Source organism: Shouchella miscanthi (assembly GCF_007725405.1).
Lineage (GTDB): Bacteria > Bacillota > Bacilli > Bacillales > Bacillaceae_D > Shouchella > Shouchella hunanensis.
Genome location: NZ_CP042163.1, coordinates 1,471,907 through 1,490,651, shown reverse-complemented (window position 1 = coordinate 1,490,651; position 18,745 = coordinate 1,471,907). Strand labels below are relative to the sequence as shown.

At 42.2% G+C, this 18,745-nt stretch carries 15 protein-coding genes, 17 tRNA genes and 3 rRNA genes; 4 read left to right on the top strand and 31 right to left on the bottom strand.

Features of this window, described 5'->3' with window-relative positions; all coding sequences use genetic code 11:
• Nucleotides 1-160 precede the first annotated feature (160 nt).
• Both FPV17_RS07430 and FPV17_RS07425 read right to left on the bottom strand, forming a co-directional pair.
• On the bottom strand, nt 161-358 hold the full coding sequence (locus FPV17_RS07430) for a hypothetical protein (protein ID WP_186370750.1): 198 nt from the start codon (nt 356-358) through the stop codon (nt 161-163).
• Between the two features lie 299 nt (nt 359-657).
• Entirely contained in the window at nt 658-885 is a 228-nt protein-coding gene (locus FPV17_RS07425) for a hypothetical protein (RefSeq protein WP_144558643.1), read from the bottom strand.
• Nucleotides 886-1,296: 411 nt separating this feature from the next.
• On the opposite strand from FPV17_RS07425, the gene FPV17_RS07420 reads away from it, so the two are divergent.
• Nucleotides 1,297-2,091, top strand: coding sequence for a hypothetical protein (locus tag FPV17_RS07420; RefSeq protein WP_144558642.1), 795 nt, complete (start codon nt 1,297-1,299; stop codon nt 2,089-2,091).
• 530 nt (nt 2,092-2,621) lie between these two features.
• Here the strand turns inward: FPV17_RS07420 and ykzS are convergent.
• The 3 genes from ykzS to FPV17_RS07405 form a co-directional block, all read right to left on the bottom strand.
• Nucleotides 2,622-2,816 (bottom strand): protein YkzS, encoded by a 195-nt coding sequence (gene ykzS / locus FPV17_RS07415; protein ID WP_144558641.1) that lies wholly within the window; start codon nt 2,814-2,816, stop codon nt 2,622-2,624.
• A gap of 91 nt (nt 2,817-2,907) precedes the next feature.
• Nucleotides 2,908-3,345, bottom strand: coding sequence for a hypothetical protein (locus FPV17_RS07410; protein WP_144558640.1), 438 nt, complete (start codon nt 3,343-3,345; stop codon nt 2,908-2,910).
• Nucleotides 3,346-3,790: 445 nt separating this feature from the next.
• Nucleotides 3,791-4,201 (bottom strand): DUF3997 domain-containing protein, encoded by a 411-nt coding sequence (locus tag FPV17_RS07405; RefSeq protein WP_035398879.1) that lies wholly within the window; start codon nt 4,199-4,201, stop codon nt 3,791-3,793.
• Between the two features lie 75 nt (nt 4,202-4,276).
• On the opposite strand from FPV17_RS07405, the gene FPV17_RS07400 reads away from it, so the two are divergent.
• Nucleotides 4,277-5,077 carry a hypothetical protein gene (locus tag FPV17_RS07400; protein ID WP_144558639.1) on the top strand — a complete coding sequence of 267 codons (801 nt, stop codon included), beginning with the start codon at nt 4,277-4,279 and terminating at the stop codon, nt 5,075-5,077.
• Here FPV17_RS07400 and FPV17_RS07395 read toward each other — a convergent pair.
• Nucleotides 5,069-5,290 (bottom strand): hypothetical protein, encoded by a 222-nt coding sequence (locus tag FPV17_RS07395; protein WP_144558638.1) that lies wholly within the window; start codon nt 5,288-5,290, stop codon nt 5,069-5,071. The genes FPV17_RS07400 and FPV17_RS07395 overlap by 9 nt on opposite strands.
• Nucleotides 5,291-5,396: 106 nt before the next feature.
• Nucleotides 5,397-5,477 (bottom strand) — tRNA-Leu (locus FPV17_RS07390).
• 188 nt (nt 5,478-5,665) lie between these two features.
• Between FPV17_RS07390 and FPV17_RS07385 the strand changes: the two genes are divergently transcribed.
• Nucleotides 5,666-6,148, top strand: coding sequence for a hypothetical protein (locus FPV17_RS07385; protein ID WP_144558637.1), 483 nt, complete (start codon nt 5,666-5,668; stop codon nt 6,146-6,148).
• A gap of 48 nt (nt 6,149-6,196) precedes the next feature.
• Here the strand turns inward: FPV17_RS07385 and FPV17_RS07380 are convergent, their stop codons facing one another.
• From FPV17_RS07380 to FPV17_RS07285, 20 genes are all read right to left on the bottom strand, one after another.
• Nucleotides 6,197-8,554 (bottom strand): peptidase G2 autoproteolytic cleavage domain-containing protein, encoded by a 2,358-nt coding sequence (locus FPV17_RS07380; RefSeq protein ID WP_144558636.1) that lies wholly within the window; start codon nt 8,552-8,554, stop codon nt 6,197-6,199.
• Nucleotides 8,555-8,665: 111 nt separating this feature from the next.
• Nucleotides 8,666-8,739 (bottom strand) — tRNA-Arg (locus FPV17_RS07375).
• A gap of 13 nt (nt 8,740-8,752) precedes the next feature.
• Nucleotides 8,753-8,841: transfer RNA gene (locus FPV17_RS07370), tRNA-Leu, on the bottom strand.
• Between the two features lie 36 nt (nt 8,842-8,877).
• A tRNA-Cys gene (locus tag FPV17_RS07365) sits at nt 8,878-8,951 on the bottom strand.
• A 15-nt stretch (nt 8,952-8,966) separates the two neighbouring features.
• Nucleotides 8,967-9,038: transfer RNA gene (locus FPV17_RS07360), tRNA-Gly, on the bottom strand.
• A gap of 5 nt (nt 9,039-9,043) precedes the next feature.
• Nucleotides 9,044-9,118, bottom strand: a tRNA-Gln gene (locus FPV17_RS07355).
• A gap of 4 nt (nt 9,119-9,122) precedes the next feature.
• A tRNA-His gene (locus FPV17_RS07350) sits at nt 9,123-9,198 on the bottom strand.
• Between the two features lie 22 nt (nt 9,199-9,220).
• Nucleotides 9,221-9,294 (bottom strand) — tRNA-Trp (locus tag FPV17_RS07345).
• A 4-nt stretch (nt 9,295-9,298) separates the two neighbouring features.
• Nucleotides 9,299-9,383: transfer RNA gene (locus FPV17_RS07340), tRNA-Tyr, on the bottom strand.
• Between the two features lie 62 nt (nt 9,384-9,445).
• Nucleotides 9,446-9,521, bottom strand: a tRNA-Thr gene (locus FPV17_RS07335).
• Nucleotides 9,522-9,530: 9 nt separating this feature from the next.
• A tRNA-Phe gene (locus FPV17_RS07330) sits at nt 9,531-9,606 on the bottom strand.
• A 7-nt stretch (nt 9,607-9,613) separates the two neighbouring features.
• Nucleotides 9,614-9,690 (bottom strand) — tRNA-Asp (locus tag FPV17_RS07325).
• Nucleotides 9,691-9,698: 8 nt separating this feature from the next.
• Nucleotides 9,699-9,775, bottom strand: a tRNA-Met gene (locus tag FPV17_RS07320).
• A 45-nt stretch (nt 9,776-9,820) separates the two neighbouring features.
• A tRNA-Val gene (locus FPV17_RS07315) sits at nt 9,821-9,896 on the bottom strand.
• Between the two features lie 25 nt (nt 9,897-9,921).
• Nucleotides 9,922-9,996, bottom strand: a tRNA-Glu gene (locus tag FPV17_RS07310).
• Between the two features lie 39 nt (nt 9,997-10,035).
• A tRNA-Ser gene (locus tag FPV17_RS07305) sits at nt 10,036-10,129 on the bottom strand.
• 5 nt (nt 10,130-10,134) lie between these two features.
• Nucleotides 10,135-10,209: transfer RNA gene (locus FPV17_RS07300), tRNA-Asn, on the bottom strand.
• 16 nt (nt 10,210-10,225) lie between these two features.
• Nucleotides 10,226-10,341 (bottom strand): 5S ribosomal RNA (gene rrf, locus FPV17_RS07295).
• A 208-nt stretch (nt 10,342-10,549) separates the two neighbouring features.
• A 23S ribosomal RNA gene (locus FPV17_RS07290) occupies nt 10,550-13,486 on the bottom strand.
• 463 nt (nt 13,487-13,949) lie between these two features.
• Nucleotides 13,950-15,498 (bottom strand): 16S ribosomal RNA (locus tag FPV17_RS07285).
• Together the 16S, 23S and 5S rRNA genes with 16 tRNA genes alongside form the textbook arrangement of a ribosomal RNA operon.
• A 510-nt stretch (nt 15,499-16,008) precedes the next feature.
• On the opposite strand from FPV17_RS07285, the gene FPV17_RS07280 reads away from it, so the two are divergent.
• The gene (locus tag FPV17_RS07280; RefSeq protein ID WP_035395597.1) at nt 16,009-16,368 is read left to right on the top strand and encodes a YgzB family protein; all 360 of its coding nucleotides are present in this window, start codon (nt 16,009-16,011) and stop codon (nt 16,366-16,368) included.
• Nucleotides 16,369-16,413: 45 nt separating this feature from the next.
• On the opposite strand, the gene perR is transcribed toward FPV17_RS07280, so the two are convergent.
• From perR to bcp, 4 genes are all read right to left on the bottom strand, one after another.
• Nucleotides 16,414-16,845 (bottom strand): peroxide-responsive transcriptional repressor PerR, encoded by a 432-nt coding sequence (gene perR / locus FPV17_RS07275; RefSeq protein ID WP_144558635.1) that lies wholly within the window; start codon nt 16,843-16,845, stop codon nt 16,414-16,416.
• Nucleotides 16,846-16,969: 124 nt separating this feature from the next.
• Nucleotides 16,970-17,272: a cyclic-di-AMP receptor gene (locus FPV17_RS07270; protein ID WP_035395595.1), complete on the bottom strand. Its 303-nt coding sequence runs from the start codon at nt 17,270-17,272 to the stop codon at nt 16,970-16,972.
• Between the two features lie 14 nt (nt 17,273-17,286).
• Complete coding sequence (locus FPV17_RS07265) at nt 17,287-18,240, bottom strand: D-2-hydroxyacid dehydrogenase (RefSeq protein WP_144558634.1); 954 nt, start codon at nt 18,238-18,240, stop codon at nt 17,287-17,289.
• The gene (bcp, locus tag FPV17_RS07260; RefSeq protein WP_035395593.1) at nt 18,237-18,704 is read right to left on the bottom strand and encodes a thioredoxin-dependent thiol peroxidase; all 468 of its coding nucleotides are present in this window, start codon (nt 18,702-18,704) and stop codon (nt 18,237-18,239) included. Before bcp ends, FPV17_RS07265 begins: the two co-directional genes overlap by 4 nt.
• Nucleotides 18,705-18,745: the final 41 nt, after the last annotated feature.

Here is an 18,745-nt window from a genome sequence, read left to right as displayed (position 1 = left end):
TAGTTAGGATTGATACTGATTTTTACTTTTAAAGAAACTTAGATTTAAGTTAATTGACACTGAAATCCGCTTTAATTTACACAACATGTGCTCAAAAGTTTTTTTAATATAGGATAGACAAAAAGAGAACCACCTCGTAAGGTGGTTCTCTTTTTAGGTGTTATTCAAATGCCAATAAATATTCTCCGTTACTAACTTTCACTTTTACCCCGATAGATAGGAACAAAACTTCTCCAGCTAAGTCTTTATCAACAAATTCATAATTAACTTGATACTCAAAGCTCCCTTGCCCTATTCCATCTAATTTATAGACTTTGAAAACAAACGCTACCACCTTGATCAGTTGTAGTGCGCCCAAAACCACCCTTTGGTAAAACATAAAATATCAATCTCATCTTCACCGCTCCTTAGATATAGTTAAATTTCCTTTAACTATATCAAGGTTTAGATTAAAGCATATCTCTCGAGACTATTTATTTATACACCCTGTCCCATACGTACAAAACATTCTTGTCTTCTCCTCTGTATTGTATACCTTCTGGGCAAATACACACTTTAAGCAATCTTTATTGGGATCGACTTTCTTAATGTTTATTCTCTTTAAGCCAATAGGCTTGGAATATAAAAAAAGACCCACAATGTGTCGGTCTTTGCATCTTATATAAGCACCAATACTTGATCATACAGGACAAACAGTCCTATTAGCCCTAACGCGTAATAATGCCAGACTCTGGGCTTCTCCTGTCTCTCTTTGTCTTTAGAATATCTATCAATTCCTACTAACACGAGAGTAAACAACAAAATAAATGTGTTAAGCGCTTCAATCCATACAGCGTCTGTAACAGTTGTAAGTAAAAATAAGCCAATTGTGATAAATGCGAACACTGGCCACATTCTGACGAGGAAAATCGTTATCACTCCTTTTTAATAAGCCTAACATATAAAAGCTCATACGGCTATTAAGCTCGTACACGCTTTTAAGGGTTTCATCACGCTTGCGCAAGCAAGACAAAGGTCGTTATTGTTGTCGGCGTTTGTCCGCCATACGGTACGTGATACTATAGGATGATCTTCTTTTTAAAAAGAGAGAAGCACCTTCCAAACAGATCTATTTGAATCCATAACTCAGCGCAGTTCACACCAGCCTCTTCGTATTTAGTACTGTAATGATGAATCATTGGCTTCACCGCATTTAACATGTTGGGTATTTTCCATACTATTAGTGTATCAGATTTTAGCAAGATTTTTGTTCCATTAATGTTCCCCTTTGCTATAATTCAAAAAAGGGGTGGTCTAATGAGCAGCGTGACTTCTGTAATTAAAAATTATAAACAACCAAAAGGCGGATTAATCAATCCGAAAGATTTTTCTGTTATAGGCATTGAAGAAGTAGAATTTTTGCACGATAGGAAAGAGGAAAACTTAAGCCCTTCTTTAATTGGAATTGTAGTCGATTACTTAACAAGATTAATACATAACGGCGATTCTGAAAAATCATTCAGAGTTTCTTTAAATGGAGCATCAACTTTAGGCTGGAAACATCATGATAGAGCAGAGAATCTGCTTATAGACATAATTGGTTTCGATGAAGTATCAATTATTAAAGCCTGTCATCTAGCCAATTACGATTCTGCGTATAGATTCAGAGGAAGTTATAAACCTCTAGAAGAAAACCCTAATCAAAAAACCATCGATAATATTAGAATTATGCTTGAAAGATCAGAACGTTTTTTCAAAAAATATGGCCCTATAATTGACGAGGGATTTAACTTCAAAGGAGCTTACACATCTAACATCAATACTGGAGATGCCGATTTCCTTACAAAATCAACTTTATGGGAGTTTAAAGTCCTCTCAAACGCCCCAACCAGCAAGCACACGCTCCAATTATTAATTTATTACCTTATGGGGATAAATTCAGAAAATAAAACTAAATTTAAAGACGTGTCTAATTTAGGTATTTACAACCCCAGATTAAACAAAATTTATTTATTACCAATTTCTAAAATACCTCATACCACACAATTGAAGAAGTTAAACGAGACATTATTGGTTAATAAAAGAGGGTGCTTTTACAACACTCTCTTTTAACTGGTAAGTGCATTAAAGTATCTATTTACTCTCATGCTTATTTTCCTTACATATTCGTATGAATTACCCAATTCATCTGCCATTTCAGGAAAACATTCCCTATAAGTAATTTTCTTATAAGCTACTTTATGTTTAGCCCCTTTAGCCTGTCCAACATCGCTTTCATTTCATCGGGCCAGGAGTATTACTCTCTTAGCTCTCTGCGAACCTCGTTGTACTTCCTCAGAATTTCATCCGCTTGCCTATCAATTCATAAGCAGAAATTTGCATAAGTCTTCCCGTTTACCCGTTCAGACTTATAATCTATTAGCACCTAAGCCGAGCCTTGCCTATCCTGTGAATTAAAATAAACATTCACATGGGTTCTATCGTCAGCCAAAAATTTATGCTCATTCATAAAATCATATAATTGTGCCGATGTAAATTTAGTAAAATCCGAAGTTTATATTATACCCATGGCGAACGCCCGCAAACCGACCCACATCCCAATAGAACCTACGGGATAAGAGACAAACTCACTTCATATATTTTTATGCCGTCCACCCCTGCTCATACATGTATACGATAGCCCCATGGTGCTGCGCTGCCCCTCTAAAATCCTTAATATCCTCTCGAGCCAGAAACACCAGCCGAAAGATCGGGAACACGTCCTTTTCCACTCTGTACTCCTCTATCTCGCCTTTACGTAGCTGGTCTAATACTTCTTGTGCTAGTTCCTTAGTCATGTGATCACCTCTACCATATTAGAGCAGAGGGTATTTGCTTAATAACACATAAAAAGAGGACTACCTCGAAAGGTAATCCTCTTTTTATGTGTTATTCTAAAATTATACGATCGTGAGCTGCGCTTGCATCTTGTGAATACTTACTTATTAATTGAATTAGCGCCCTGTCATTATAGCTCTCATTGGAGCACACTACTGCCACATTATTGATAGAAGCAATAAGATCACTTAACTCATTCAAATTTTCGGTTTGAACGGTATTAACCTTAGTTGGCAATCCGATATCATCAAAGTTAAATAAAAGTCGATCTAACTCTTCTCTTTTCTCGTTAACCGCAATTCTCAAGCCTTTTAAATCTATTTCTTCTCGATGGAAAGACAATAATAAATCATTAATTTCTTCAAGTTGTTTTTTAGCTGAACTAAAATGTTCGTTGAAACTTAACTGAAATTCCTCTTCGTCATGTTTGAAAGTGCTGATTTCCCTCAGAGCTTTTTCTCCTAACCATAAAACAGTTACGTAAGGCAATCCATAATTAATTTCACTTTAACATAAAAATTAAATAATTATAAACACAATCAAATGTTATAAAAACTAATTAAATTATTGCTTATGTTACAATTTTTCTATTAGGAGGAATTAAGCATAATAAAAATAATTGATAACCGTGGTGAAGATCATGAGTGGTTGCTTATTGTTGTTACCGTCTGTTCTTATTTAACGTTTAAGAAAATCTCAAAATTAGAACGACACAGGAAGAAATTAAAAAGGACTTTCAAGCCTTATTAAATCAATAAAGAGCGTGTATGAATTTCTTGATCAGAGATTATTGTGATTGTATCTCTAACTGTGCATTTATTTTTCACTGTTTTTAAGTCACGATTTAAATTACTCGAACTTGCATTCTCTCTTATTTTTAAACATCTGTTTGAGTGCCTTTTTTGTTTTAATCTAGTATTAACTTATATTTTAACTAATTCATACTTGGAAATGAATCAACATCCAATAATTCTAGATCCTCAATAGATAATTCAACTAACTTATCCTCAAATTCACTATAATCCATGTTTCGACCAACTATTTCACGATTATCCTTATCCTCAATCCAATATCTATATTCTTTCTTTGGATTGCCATCTCTATCTAGAAGTTCCTGCTCAGCTATAATATAGCGATCAGTTTCATTTACTCTTACTACTTTCTCAGGCACCACAGTGCTCCCACTAAGGTTTTCCCCTGTTTCATCATATATTAATTTTGCATCATGAGCAGATATATGCATCACAGAGTAGCCATCATCTAAAATAAAGGATTGGTTGCCTAACCCAGCACAGCCCACTAATATTATTGACAAAATACACAAAATATAAATATTTTTCGACATATGGTAAATCCTTTCATTTCCATGATATAGTAATGAAGCAATTTATCTTAATTATATTACAAATTGGGGGTAAGTATGAAGAAATTTTTTTGTAGTCTATCTTTTTCTTTATTGTTAGCTGTAAGTGTAGGAGGCGTTGCACAAGGTTCTGAGGAAATCATTAATTTTGAAGAACAGGGGAGTTATGAAATAACAGATGAAGATCTAGAAGGTTTAACAGATTATGAAATTGACGAACTTTTTGAAGTGCATGAAGATGAATTTTTGGATAACTTCGACAACGGCGAAGATTGGGTTGAATGGTCTGAAGATGATGAAGATGAATTATTAAATAGTATTGAAATTGTTGAAAAAGACCCAGATGTCATTGAGCCACATGTATTAATCTTTAGCCCGAAAAACGCATGGGAATTAGCTGCAGTAACAGTTGTTAAAAATAGATATAATCATCCAACTACAGCGTCTTTCATAGTAAATAGTGTGAATAAAGCCAATAACATCACTTTACAGAATGACTCTTCCTTAGCAAAAAAGGTAAGAGATAGCACTGCATGGAAAAATGAAGTAAAAAAACAAGTTAACCAAAATAAAAATTTATCAGGATTTGGTCGTTCAGGTTCAGTTACTTTAACCGGCGGTGAGCCTCATACAGCACTTAATAAAGTAAGTTACTTTATGAATGCAAGAAAAGGAAGTAACGGGAAATGGACTTATACTGCTACAATCTCAGATAGATGGGATTTTACATGGTTAGGATACAAAAATTATTACGGTAACTTTACTGTAACTTTAGCAAATAACGCTGCTTATGCATCTCAAATGAATGGGATTATGAAACCTTTTAATATTAAAGTTTACGTTAAAGGCTCAAATTAAATTGGAAAAGACGCTAACCAGCGTCTTTTTTTGATCCTCAAGTAATTTAACAAAACTTAATAGTTCTCTTTGATAGTAAATTAAAGTATCATTAGCCAAATTTTTTATACGACATTCTTTTAAAAACAAAGATATGGCCTCTTCGAAATTTTTAATAGTACTCTCATCTGCAGTAACAATTAATTTAGGATTGACTTTACCTCGTCGACTCAATAAATACCCTCCTCATAATAAAAAATAGTGCGCGTAAAAAAGAAAAAAAGCTGCTTCTCCATAAAGGAAAAACAGCTTAAAGTACTACTATATCAACGTTTTACGATACCGGTGGTCGGGGTCGAACCGACACTCCAAAGGAACACGATTTTGAGTCGTGCGCGTCTGCCAATTCCGCCACACCGGCATAACAACTTATCGACAACTAATAATATACCATCGTCAAAATGATTCGTCAACGTTTTTTTCTATTTTTAATAGTGATAATTGCATTCAATTCCCTAAGAAGATGTAAATGTTTAAGTACACTTCACAAGGGTACTAATAAGTACTAATAAATACCAATTCATTCAACATTTCACATAGGAGGATAGGATGATAAATAAATTCACTATGTCATTTTTTGTTTTATTACCTTTTATATGTTTAGCTGCTTGCAGTAATAATGTTCAAGTTGATCTGGACTCTTATGTTAATTCTGATGAGTTGCAGCAGCTTTCTCAAAAAGAGTTAGCAATTATGTCTGAATTTGAAAAGCTTACGATTGGTGAAATCGAACCGGATGACGCCGCTGACTTTTTAGCTGAACATGTCATTTATCCGTATAGTGAATTTGTTTCTGATTTAGAAACGATTCGTCCAGCTACATCTGAAGTAAGTGACTTGCACAACCTTTATATCGAAGCAGCATCAACTCGATTGGAAGGCTATCATCTTTCAGAAGAGTTTATTGCAAGCCTCGGCTCTGATTCTATGACGATAGCAAATGACACGTTGATGGAAGCGAGCTCCCTTATGCACCATTATAGAGAAGAATTAGCACTATTAGCGGAAGAACATGATGTCGTTGTTAAGTAATCAAGTATAAGAAAGAAGAAACTATTGAGCTTCTTCTTTCTTCATCCATTATTTTATGAAACAAAGCGCAATACCATAACCACAGTCAGCGTTATAAGCCTTTGTTAGCTTCATGACTTTTACATTCCCTTTTTCACTAGGTTGTCCTATTCCATTAATGGCCATTAAATAATCACCTATTTGTACATCTTCATTTACACGTACATATACTTGGCCCATCATACCTACAATATTCCATTCGTCTCGTTCTTTGCGGTCCACATAGGGTTCATTGTAATCAAACATAGGGTTCTCTAATGGTAATAGAACACTCTCTTCGCGATAGCTTGGCAATGTGTTCCCTTCTTCGTCTACATCGTATGTGCGAACACGCTGTGGTTCAAGTATTAAACCACCAAATTCGTTTGTTAAATAACGGTTCTTCCAGTGGAATGATGCTTCACCTAATACAACACCCGCCGTTTCCGTAATAACACCAATAATAATGTCATCCTTATTTGCTAGTTGAACTTTGTCCCCTTTTAATGTCACTAACATGCCCGTTTCAATTGGCATTCCATCTACACTTTCAAAGTACTCAGCAAAATCTGTGAATGTACTTGAACCTGTAATTTGTCCAGAAGCTCTAATCGTTCCGTTCCTACTATTAAGCTCCCATTTGCGATTGGAACTGCTTGAATTCCCTGAAGCACCATATCCCCCTACTACTGAATAACTAGTGGGATTACTCGTCAGGTTACTCGCAAGCACCATTGATCCAAACCCTCCGTTTGGTTGACCTGCAATTGCTGCACTTGAACTTATTATGCTACTTCGAGGACCACGTGCTCTAGAATTACCTGCACTTCCTACTACAACAGAGCCTTCGCCTTCTGCATGTGAATTAGATGAAGCTGCCACCATCGTTTTGGATTGAATGGCTGTAGGTGAAGCTGTACTTGCAAGTATAATTGATTGATCATGTGTTGGCTCTCCAGTGCTAGATGCCAACCTAGCGCCACCTGAAATAACCGTAATTGGGTTAGTGTATCGAACGCCACCGCTGATTACAGCAGTTTCATACCCGCTTGCATTTACATGACTAATATTAATTGAATTTGTTGTTGACTCAACAGCATTCTTTCCACCATTTCTTGAGTGGATGGCATTAACACCATTAACCGTTACATGACTATGTCCGCTTCCTACGAAAATCCCATTGTTATCACCAGCGTCGTAAAGGTTGATATTGTTTAATGAAATATGGTTTCCTCGGTTGCTTCCCCCATAAACAATGACACCATCACTTGCACGATGAAATCTACTAATATTCACACCATTCAAAGTGACATTCCTAGCTTTATACTGAATCGCAACGACAGGACCATTTCGAAAATCATACGATTCATCACCAATTGCAGTAAAATTTGTAATGCTTACGTTCGTATATGCACTTATAACAAGTGCACGAGGGTCAATATTGTTTTGAAACCCTTTTTTATTATTAGGATGCAAAGCAACAAGGTTTGTAGCCGTTAAATGAAAAGCCGTCGTTGAATCTGGATCTTCCCCTGTATGATGACCGATGTGTCGAAAATTATAGCTTCGAGCATCTTCTTTTGAAATATGTCCATTAATATGCACATTGCTAGCAGCGCTAGAATTATCATGTGCTTTTATTTCAATTCCACCGTAGCAACCGGAAGTATAATTATTCGTCAGGAGTATGTGACGGCTCCCATCGTCAATCTCTATTCCATTTTGATTTCCTCTCGTTGAAGGATCATACGCATAACAATTTGATAGAGTAATGAATTCACTGTGGTGTGTTGTAAAGCCGTCATCAACCCAGTCAGTCGCTTTGCATGAATCGATCCATACGTATTGTGATGGCCCACTATCAACCGTCCCGTCTCCACCATAATGGTAGTCTAGTCCTGTCGAAGTAACATCAAATCCATGTAGGGTGCTATTATACGCGAACACATTCGTAATCCAAGCGTATTTGACTCCGTGAAGCGTTAAACAACTAGAACGACTTCCTCCAGCAGGTTCTGCACCTCTTCGTCTATTTCCATCTAAGCTCAGATTTTTGACAACAATATACTCTCCACCATTATCTTTGTCTTTTACGGATACGGTCCATTCTTCGTTCGCTGCTGTATCGGGTGTCTGTATAGTGGTGAGCTCCATACCTTGACCTTCTAAAACGGTTCGATTTGGGAGCCGAACCGTTGCAAAATATCGTTTAGGACCAAGAATCAATTTAACGTTTCCGTCCCCTAGCGCCTCTTCAAAATAGGGCGTTTGATCTTCTTCACTTGCACCCTCTGGTATGAAATCATCAATGTAAACGACCCGTGCATCTTCAATTTGCGCGACAGTATTGCTTAATTGATCAAAAGATTGCTCCATTTGCTTTTCCATTGCTTTCACCTCTTTTTTATGTAGCTACTAAACGGTAGCTCTTTATAGAGAGAGAAGCAGTATTGAAAAAAACAAAAAAACCAGCTTAAATTAAACTGGTTTTAAAAAAAGCGCGCCCGAGAGGAGTCGAACCCCTAACCTTCTGATCCGTAGTCAGACGCTCTATCCAATTGAGCTACGGGCGCTTACTATGAGAAATGGTGCCGAGGGCCGGACTTGAACCGGCACGGTTGTCACCAACCGCAGGATTTTAAGTCCTGTGTGTCTGCCAATTCCACCACCCCGGCATGTATGTAAGGACCATCTCATAGTTATTAAATTGTTGGAGGCGGTAACCGGATTTGAACCGATGATAAGGGTTTTGCAGACCCCTGCCTTACCACTTGGCTATACCGCCTTAGGATAAACAAAGAGCGGAAGACGAGATTCGAACTCGCGACCCCCACCTTGGCAAGGTGGTGTTCTACCACTGAACTACTTCCGCAAAAATGGCTGGGCTACCTGGGATCGAACCAGGGAATGACGGAATCAAAATCCGTTGCCTTACCGCTTGGCTATAGCCCAATAATGGGGCGACCGATGGGAATCGAACCCACGAATGCCGGAACCACAATCCGGTGCGTTAACCACTTCGCCACGATCGCCGTAATCAATTTAATTAAATAATGGCAGGGGTAGTAGGAATCGAACCCACATCAAAGGTTTTGGAGACCTTCGTTTTACCATTAAACTATACCCCTAGGATGGTGGAGGGGGACGGATTCGAACCGCCGAACCCGGAGGGAGCGGATTTACAGTCCGCCGCGTTTAGCCACTTCGCTACCCCTCCACTTTGAAAAGACAATACTTATCTTACCTAATACCGCTAGTTCTGTCAACAACTTTTTTCAGTGGTGCCGGCCAGAGGACTTGAACCCCCAACCTACTGATTACAAGTCAGTTGCTCTACCAATTGAGCTAGACCGGCAAAAGTAAGTGGTGGCTCGGGACGGAATCGAACCGCCGACACACGGATTTTCAGTCCGTTGCTCTACCAACTGAGCTACCGAGCCTTATGTATGGCGGTCCGGACGGGACTCGAACCCGCGACCTCCTGCGTGACAGGCAGGCATTCTAACCAACTGAACTACCGGACCATATGTTTTGGTTGCGGGGGGCGGATTTGAACCACCGACCTTCGGGTTATGAGCCCGACGAGCTACCAGACTGCTCCACCCCGCGTCGTTAAAAATAATGGTGACAACATCATATAAAAATGAAAATAAATGGTGGAGGATGACGGGATCGAACCGCCGACCCCCTGCTTGTAAGGCAGGTGCTCTCCCAGCTGAGCTAATCCTCCAATATAGTATGCATCTGTTTAAAAATGGTGACCCGTACGGGATTCGAACCCGTGTTACCGCCGTGAAAGGGCGGTGTCTTAACCGCTTGACCAACGGGCCATTACACTAATTTACGATTTTTTATGTATGAATATAATCTGGCGGAGAGCGAGGGATTCGAACCCTCGAGACGGTTTTACACCGCCTACACGATTTCCAATCGTGCTCCTTCGGCCAGCTCGGACAGCTCTCCAGCTATGGCTCCACAGGCAGGATTCGAACCTGCGACCGATCGGTTAACAGCCGATAGCTCTACCACTGAGCTACTGTGGAAAATGTATTGATGTAAGCCTGGCAACGTCCTACTCTCACAGGGGGAAGCCCCCAACTACCATCGGCGCAAAAGAGCTTAACGACCGTGTTCGGCATGGGAACGGGTGTGACCTCTTTGCTATTGCCACCAGACTTATTTTGACGTCAGATCAACGGCGAATCTCTTCGTCCTATTTGTGTCTTTCTGTCAGTCACGTACGCAAGTACGCTCCTTCCTTCAAGCACTTCTAGTCCTCGATCTTCTTGTTGCTCTTTGTCAAAGGAATGAAATCCTTCTTGTTAAAAGAATCGGTGATTCTTTCAAAACTAAATCAAATCATCCACTCAAACTCAAGAAATTTAGGATAAGCCCTCGACCGATTAGTATCAGTCCGCTCCATGTGTCGCCACACTTCCACTTCTGACCTATCAACCTCATCATCTCTAAGGGGTCTTACTGGCTTACGCCATGGGAAATCTCATCTTGAGGGGGGCTTCATGCTTAGATGCTTTCAGCACTTATCCCGTCCATACGTAGCTACCCAGCGATGCTCCTGGCGGAACAACTGGTACACCAGCGGTATGTCCATCCCGGTCCTCTCGTACTAAGGACAGCTCCTCTCAAATTTCCTACGCCCGCGACGGATAGGGACCGAACTGTCTCACGACGTTCTGAACCCAGCTCGCGTGCCGCTTTAATGGGCGAACAGCCCAACCCTTGGGACCTACTTCAGCCCCAGGATGCGACGAGCCGACATCGAGGTGCCAAACCTCCCCGTCGATGTGGACTCTTGGGGGAGATAAGCCTGTTATCCCCAGGGTAGCTTTTATCCGTTGAGCGACGGCCCTTCCATACGGCACCGCCGGATCACTAAGCCCGACTTTCGTCCCTGCTCGACTTGTAGGTCTCGCAGTCAAGCTCCCTTATGCCTTTGCACTCTACGAATGATTTCCAACCATTCTGAGGGAACCTTTGGGCGCCTCCGTTACTGTTTAGGAGGCGACCGCCCCAGTCAAACTGCCCACCTGACAATGTCCCTGACCCGGATCACGGGTCGAGGTTAGAATGTCAGCACCATCAGGGTAGTATCCCACCGACGCCTCCACCGAAGCTAGCGCTCCGGCTTCCAAGGCTCCTACCTATCCTGTACAAATGGTACCAACACTCACTATCAAGCTACAGTAAAGCTCCATGGGGTCTTTCCGTCCTGTCGCGGGTAACCTGCATCTTCACAGGTACTATAATTTCACCGGGTCTCTCGTTGAGACAGTATCCAAGTCGTTGCACCATTCGTGCGGGTCGGAACTTACCCGACAAGGAATTTCGCTACCTTAGGACCGTTATAGTTACGGCCGCCGTTTACTGGGGCTTCAATTCAGAGCTTCTCCCTTACGGGATAACCCCTCCTCTTAACCTTCCAGCACCGGGCAGGTGTCAGCCCCTATACTTCGCCTTACGGCTTCGCAGAGACCTGTGTTTTTGCTAAACAGTCGCTTGGATCTATTCACTGCGGCTCTCTCGGGCTTTAACACCCTAATAGAGCACCCCTTCTCCCGAAGTTACGGGGTCATTTTGCCGAGTTCCTTAACGAGAGTTCTCCCGAGCGTCTTAGAATTCTCTTCTCGCCTACCTGTGTCGGTTTGCGGTACGGGCACCTGTATTCTAACTAGAGGCTTTTCTCGGCAGCGGAGGATCAGGGATTTCGGACCCTTGGGTCCTTCACGGTCACAGCTCAGCCTTCACGGAACACGGATTTGCCTATGTTCCAGCCTTGCATGCTTCGACGCGCACAGCCAGCGGCGCGCTCACCCTACCTTTCTGCGTCCCCCCATCGTTCAAACAAATACGAGGTGGTACAGGAATATCAACCTGTTGTCCATCGCCTACGCCTTTCGGCCTCGGCTTAGGTCCCGACTAACCCTGAGCGGACGAGCCTTCCTCAGGAAACCTTGGGCTTTCGACGGAGGGGATTCTCACCCCTCTTTTCGCTACTCATACCGGCATTCTCACTTCCAAGCACTCCACTAGTCCTCACGATCTAGCTTCACAGTCCTTGGAACGCTCCCCTACCCAATCCCTACTGGGATTGCCATAGCTTCGGTGATACGTTTAGCCCCGGTACATTTTCGGCGCAGAGTCACTCGACCAGTGAGCTATTACGCACTCTTTCAATGATGGCTGCTTCTAAGCCAACATCCTGGTTGTCTAAGCAACTCCACATCCTTTTCCACTTAACGTATACTTGGGGACCTTAGCTGATGGTCTGGGCTGTTTCCCTCTTGACTACGGATCTTAGCACTCGCAGTCTGACTCCCGAGTTAAAGTTTTTGGCATTCGGAGTTTGACTGAATTCGGTAATCCTGTGGGGACCCCTCGTCCAATCAGTGCTCTACCTCCAAAACTCATCACTCGAGGCTAGCCCTAAAGCTATTTCGGGGAGAACCAGCTATTTCCGAGTTCGATTGGCATTTCACCCCTACCCACACCTCATCCCCGCATTTTTCAACATGCGTGGGTTCGGGCCTCCAGTCGGTGTTACCCGACCTTCACCCTGGACATGGGTAGATCACCCGGTTTCGGGTCTACGACAACGTACTTACTCGCCCTATTCAGACTCGCTTTCGCTACGGCTCCGCCTCATCAGCTTAACCTTGCACGTTATCGTAACTCGCCGGTTCATTCTACAAAAGGCACGCCATCACCCATTAACGGGCTCTGACTAGTTGTAGGCACACGGTTTCAGGATCTCTTTCACTCCCCTTCCGGGGTGCTTTTCACCTTTCCCTCACGGTACTGGTTCACTATCGGTCACTAGGGAGTATTTAGCCTTGGGAGATGGTCCTCCCAGATTCCGACGGGGTTTCACGTGTCCCGCCGTACTCAGGATCCACTCTGGAGGAAACGAAGTTTCAGCTACAGGGCTGTTACCTTCTTCGGCTTGTCTTTCCAGACAATTCACCTACTCCGTTTCTTTGTAACTCCGTATAGAGTGTCCTACAACCCCAAGAGGCAAGCCTCTTGGTTTGGGCTGATTCCGTTTCGCTCGCCGCTACTCAGGAAATCGCATTTGCTTTCTCTTCCTCCGGGTACTTAGATGTTTCAGTTCCCCGGGTCTGCCTCACCCTGCCCTATGTGTTCAGGCAGGAGTACCATCCCATTACGGATGGTGGGTTCCCCCATTCGGAAATCTCCGGATCAAAGCTTACTTACAGCTCCCCGAAGCATATCGCTGTTCGTCGCGTCCTTCATCGGCTCCTAGTGCCAAGGCATTCACCGTGCGCCCTTTCTAACTTATCCATTTTTACTTCAGATTCCCTTCGTATCTCTTCGTCTGGTTCCTGTCTTTCTGTCAGTTACGTAGCGAACTACGCTCCTTCCATCAAGCATTCCCCATCCTTAATCTACTTGGGTCTCTTTGTCAAACAGTTAACCTAAAAGGTTTATGAATTCTTGACGTCTCGTTCAAACAGTTGTAACACCGATGAACAAAACTTAATTTGAGTTGATTGATTATGATTTAGTTTTCAAAGAACCAAGTTTGACGTCAGATAAACGGTGAATCTCTTCGTCTGGCACGTGCTTCTCAATCAATCACGTAGATAACTACGCTCTCTCAATCGAACACTACCATCCTCGATTTTCTTGTTTCTCTTTGTCAAAACACTATAAGAATGAAACAGAGTTCATTCAAAACTGAACAAAAGATCCAAAGCGCTATATGACCCGAGGTCATACATCGACTAGAGTAAAAACTCCATAGAAAGGAGGTGATCCAGCCGCACCTTCCGATACGGCTACCTTGTTACGACTTCACCCCAATCATTTGTCCCACCTTAGGCGGCTGGCTCCAAAAGGTTACCTCACCGACTTCGGGTGTTACAAACTCTCGTGGTGTGACGGGCGGTGTGTACAAGACCCGGGAACGTATTCACCGCGGCATGCTGATCCGCGATTACTAGCAATTCCGGCTTCATGTAGGCGAGTTGCAGCCTACAATCCGAACTGAGAATGGCTTTATGGGATTGGCTCCACCTCACGGTTTCGCTGCCCTTTGTACCATCCATTGTAGCACGTGTGTAGCCCAGGTCATAAGGGGCATGATGATTTGACGTCGTCCCCACCTTCCTCCGGTTTGTCACCGGCAGTCACCTTAGAGTGCCCAACTAAATGCTGGCAACTAAGATCAAGGGTTGCGCTCGTTGCGGGACTTAACCCAACATCTCACGACACGAGCTGACGACAACCATGCACCACCTGTCACTTTGCCCCCGAAGGGGAAGCTCTGTCTCCAGAGTGGTCAAAGGATGTCAAGACCTGGTAAGGTTCTTCGCGTTGCTTCGAATTAAACCACATGCTCCACTGCTTGTGCGGGTCCCCGTCAATTCCTTTGAGTTTCAGCCTTGCGGCCGTACTCCCCAGGCGGAGTGCTTAATGTGTTTACTTCGGCACTACGGGCATCGAAACCCCTAACACCTAGCACTCATCGTTTACGGCGTGGACTACCAGGGTATCTAATCCTGTTTGCTCCCCACGCTTTCGCGCCTCAGCGTCAGTTACAGACCAGAGAGTCGCCTTCGCCACTGGTGTTCCTCCACATATCTACGCATTTCACCGCTACACGTGGAATTCCACTCTCCTCTTCTGCACTCAAGCTTCCCAGTTTCCAATGGCCGCTCGGGGTTGAGCCCCGAGATTTCACATCAGACTTAAGAAGCCGCCTGCGCGCGCTTTACGCCCAATAATTCCGGACAACGCTTGCCACCTACGTATTACCGCGGCTGCTGGCACGTAGTTAGCCGTGGCTTTCTGGTGAGGTACCGTCAAGGTACCGGTAGTTACGCCGGTACTTGTTCTTCCCTCACAACAGAGCTTTACGACCCGAAGGCCTTCCTCACTCACGCGGCGTTGCTCCGTCAGACTTTCGTCCATTGCGGAAGATTCCCTACTGCTGCCTCCCGTAGGAGTCTGGGCCGTGTCTCAGTCCCAGTGTGGCCGATCACCCTCTCAGGTCGGCTACGCATCGTCGCCTTGGTAAGCCGTTACCTTACCAACTAGCTAATGCGCCGCAGGCCCATCCCTTAGTGACAGCTAGACGCCGTCTTTCAAGTGATAATCAGGTGATTCTCACTATTATCCCGTATTAGCTCCGGTTTCCCGGAGTTATCCCAGTCTAAGGGGCAGGTTACCTACGTGTTACTCACCCGTCCGCCGCTGACTTCCAGGAGCAAGCTCCCTTCTGTCCGCTCGACTTGCATGTATTAGGCACGCCGCCAGCGTTCGTCCTGAGCCAGGATCAAACTCTCCGTTAAAAGTGTTTACTTACACACGGATGTGTTGACTTCGACGTTGCAACATGGACGTTGCGATCTTAGTCGAAGATCCTAAGCTGTTGCACATTTTAAAGCTGTGTCTAACTTCATTGACGAGATACCTTGTATCTCTTTTTACGCTTGGCTTTTGTTCAGTTTTCAAAGAACTCATTTTTGCGACTTCATGATCTTACCATATTGATAATCATTCGGTCAATATCTTTTTTATTTTCGCCGTTGTTACCGTGTTGCCCTGGCGACATGTAATAATATATCATGGCGACAAAAAGTCGTCAATACATTTTATAAACTTTTTTTTAAAACTTATTAATTCTATTGTAACCGCGACTAAAGCAACCTTACCACTTAGCCGATCTATTCATAGATTATACAACGTATCATTCTAAAACGTATAGAAAGATCGCCATAAATCTTGAACGTTCTATGTTATACTATACCTGTATCTACTAATAGAATAAACCTTCTATACTAATATTGGAGGAAAAGATAATGGGCCTGAAATATTCAAACAAAATAAATAAGATTCGTACATTCGCTTTAAGTCTCGTTTTTATTGGCATCTTGATTATGTACATAGGCATATTCTTTCGAGACTATCCTGTTGTGATGGTTATCGCAATGATTCTTGGTTTACTTGCAGTGATTGGAAGTACAGTCGTTTACTTCTTTATTGGCATGTTATCTACAAGAGCTGTTCCAGTTGTTTGTCCTTCTTGCGAGAAACCAACAAAAGTCTTGGGTAGAGTCGATGCTTGTATGCATTGTGACCAACCATTAACGATGGACCGTTCTCTAGAGGGTCGTGAATTTGACGAAGCCTACAATGAAAAAAAACAAACTACAAATTAAAATGAAGCACAAAAAAAGTCACTCTAATTCTTAGAGTGACTTTTTTTAATGTCCCGTTTTACACGTAACACACGTGCCGTATATCTCCATTCTGTGGTTCTCAATCTCAAATCCAGTTACATGCTCAGCTAGCGTTTCAACTTCATCCAAACCCGGATAGTGAAAATCAACAATCTTTCCACAGTTTTTACAAATAACATGATAATGATTTGACGTAACGCAATCAAAACGGCTTGAAGAATCACCATACGATAACTCTTTCACGATGCCGACTTCCTTAAAAACGCGTAAATTATTATAAACAGTCGCAACGCTCATGTTAGGAAAGCGACCTTCTAAAGCTTTATAAATTTCATCTGCGGTTGGATGAGCTTTCGTCTCATATAAGAATTCAAGTATTGCATGACGCTGCGGAGTCATACGCACACGAGTGCTTTTAAGCGCATCAATTGCTTCTAACAAGCTATGATTGGCCATGGTCTGCACCCTCACTTTCAATAAAAACTATTCTTACTTTAGATTTATTATAAGTTGTAAACGCTCATTTAGCAAGTAACGATTCACCAAAAAAGCCACTCTTTCTAGAGTAGCCTCCAAACCGTTACGTTTGATCTTGTAGTAATAACGGAGTAGCATTAGCTGCTGGTACAAGAAACGATGTATAGCGATGGGTTTTACTCTCTTTTCGTTGCTTCCGTTTTTCCACTTCTAAACACGCATTTTTTAGTGATTGTTGTAGTTGGTCGACATCGGTTTCATGTACGCCAAAAAGGAACGTTGTACTTCCTTTTTTCAAGAAACCACCTGAGCTTGAGAGTTCCGTCATTCGGTAACCTTTCTCTCTAAGGTCTTTTTCTACATAGTCCGCATAAAAGTCTTCTATGATACACACGAGCAATTTCATTGGTTCTCCTCCTTTTAATATCCTTTCTTACTATGAACTTCATTAATAAAGTTCTCTTTTCCTTCTATAAAGAGCGAAAGATTTTCATTAAAGATTTTTAGCGCTCTCTCCATATAAAAAGAAGTGGATGCTGAAATATGAGGAGTAATCGTTACTGAATGATGCCCCCAAAGCGGAGAATCACTTGATAATGGTTCTTCATTAAAGACATCAAGATATGCATGATCTATATGCTTATTATCCAATACACGAATTAATTCGTGTTCCACTACAGCATTTCCTCTACCTAAGTTTATAAAAACTGCACCTTGTTTAACAAGACGAAATGCATCTTCATTTAGAATCTTCTTTGTTTGTTCTGTAGCAGGGAGAACATTGATAAGAAAATCAGCCTGCTTTAACGCTAACTCCCACTCACGCATAGATACCACGTCATCAAAAGGATGAACCGGTCTACCGTCCGTATTGACTCCAATTGTTTTCATACCGAAAACGGCTGCTCTTTCTGAAATCTTACTCGCAATCGCTCCTGTACCAAGCAAAACAACCGTTAGGTCTGTAAGTTCTGATGGTTTTTGGTTTCGTACCCAAGCTCTTTCTGCTTGTGCCTGCCGATAGTCTTGCGCTCGTTTAACATAATCCAACATCATCCACATTGCGTGTTCTGACATTGGGGTTGCATGGATACCTCGACTATTTGTGACGAGAATATCCCGATTAAGAATTTGTTCAAATGGAAGGTGCTCAACGCCTGCCGACAGTACGTGAATCCATTTTAGGTCTTTTGCCTGCTCAAGAATTGTAGGGGTTACATCTTCACCAAATGTAACAAGTACGGTTGTGTCAGCAAAAGAGGTCACTTCTTTTATAGAAGAATAGAATTCAAAATGAACCTGTTGATAGGTTTTTTTCAACTCATGCTGTCTCTCCTCTGTTTGGTTGACAACAAATAACACTTGTTCACTCATGATGGAAGTCCTTTTACAAACTCTAATACTTCATTAACATGGTCTTTTACTCGAACACCACGCCATTCCTTTACAACAGTAAAGTTCTTATCAATCACAAACGTAGAACGCACAATACCCATATACTCTTTACCGAAGTTCTTTTTTAACCGCCATACATCATACGCATTTGCAGCCTTTAATTCTTCATCCGCTAGTAACGGAAAAGACAGGTCATGCTTCTCCATAAACTTCTCATGGCGATCGACAGGGTCTGGACTAATTCCTATAACAACTGTATCCTGCTCCTTAAACAACGCAGTTTGATCTCTAAAATCACACGCTTGGGTCGTACAACCAGGCGTCATGTCTTTAGGATAAAAATAAAGTACGATTGTAGAGCCTTTGTAATCAGATAAGGTTATCTCTTTATTTCCTGTTGCTGGAAGTGTTAGGTCTGGTGCTTCTTTTCCGATTAAGTTCATTTGTAATCCCCCATCTATACTTTTATTCTAGCGTATCCGAT

Bases quoted from the DNA above. Each gene is read 5' to 3' on its own strand.
- FPV17_RS07385 (WP_144558637.1), top strand. From the start codon at position 5,666: ATGATAAATAAATTCACTATGTCATTTTTTGTTTTATTACCTTTTATA.
- bcp (WP_035395593.1), bottom strand. From the start codon at position 18,704: ATGAACTTAATCGGAAAAGAAGCACCAGACCTAACACTTCCAGCAACA.
- FPV17_RS07265 (WP_144558634.1), bottom strand. From the start codon at position 18,240: ATGAGTGAACAAGTGTTATTTGTTGTCAACCAAACAGAGGAGAGACAG.
- FPV17_RS07405 (WP_035398879.1), bottom strand. From the start codon at position 4,201: ATGTCGAAAAATATTTATATTTTGTGTATTTTGTCAATAATATTAGTG.
- FPV17_RS07270 (WP_035395595.1), bottom strand. From the start codon at position 17,272: ATGAAATTGCTCGTGTGTATCATAGAAGACTTTTATGCGGACTATGTA.
- FPV17_RS07400 (WP_144558639.1), top strand. From the start codon at position 4,277: ATGAAGAAATTTTTTTGTAGTCTATCTTTTTCTTTATTGTTAGCTGTA.
- FPV17_RS07280 (WP_035395597.1), top strand. From the start codon at position 16,009: ATGGGCCTGAAATATTCAAACAAAATAAATAAGATTCGTACATTCGCT.
- FPV17_RS07380 (WP_144558636.1), bottom strand. From the start codon at position 8,554: ATGGAAAAGCAAATGGAGCAATCTTTTGATCAATTAAGCAATACTGTC.
- FPV17_RS07420 (WP_144558642.1), top strand. From the start codon at position 1,297: ATGAGCAGCGTGACTTCTGTAATTAAAAATTATAAACAACCAAAAGGC.
- ykzS (WP_144558641.1), bottom strand. From the start codon at position 2,816: ATGACTAAGGAACTAGCACAAGAAGTATTAGACCAGCTACGTAAAGGC.
- perR (WP_144558635.1), bottom strand. From the start codon at position 16,845: ATGGCCAATCATAGCTTGTTAGAAGCAATTGATGCGCTTAAAAGCACT.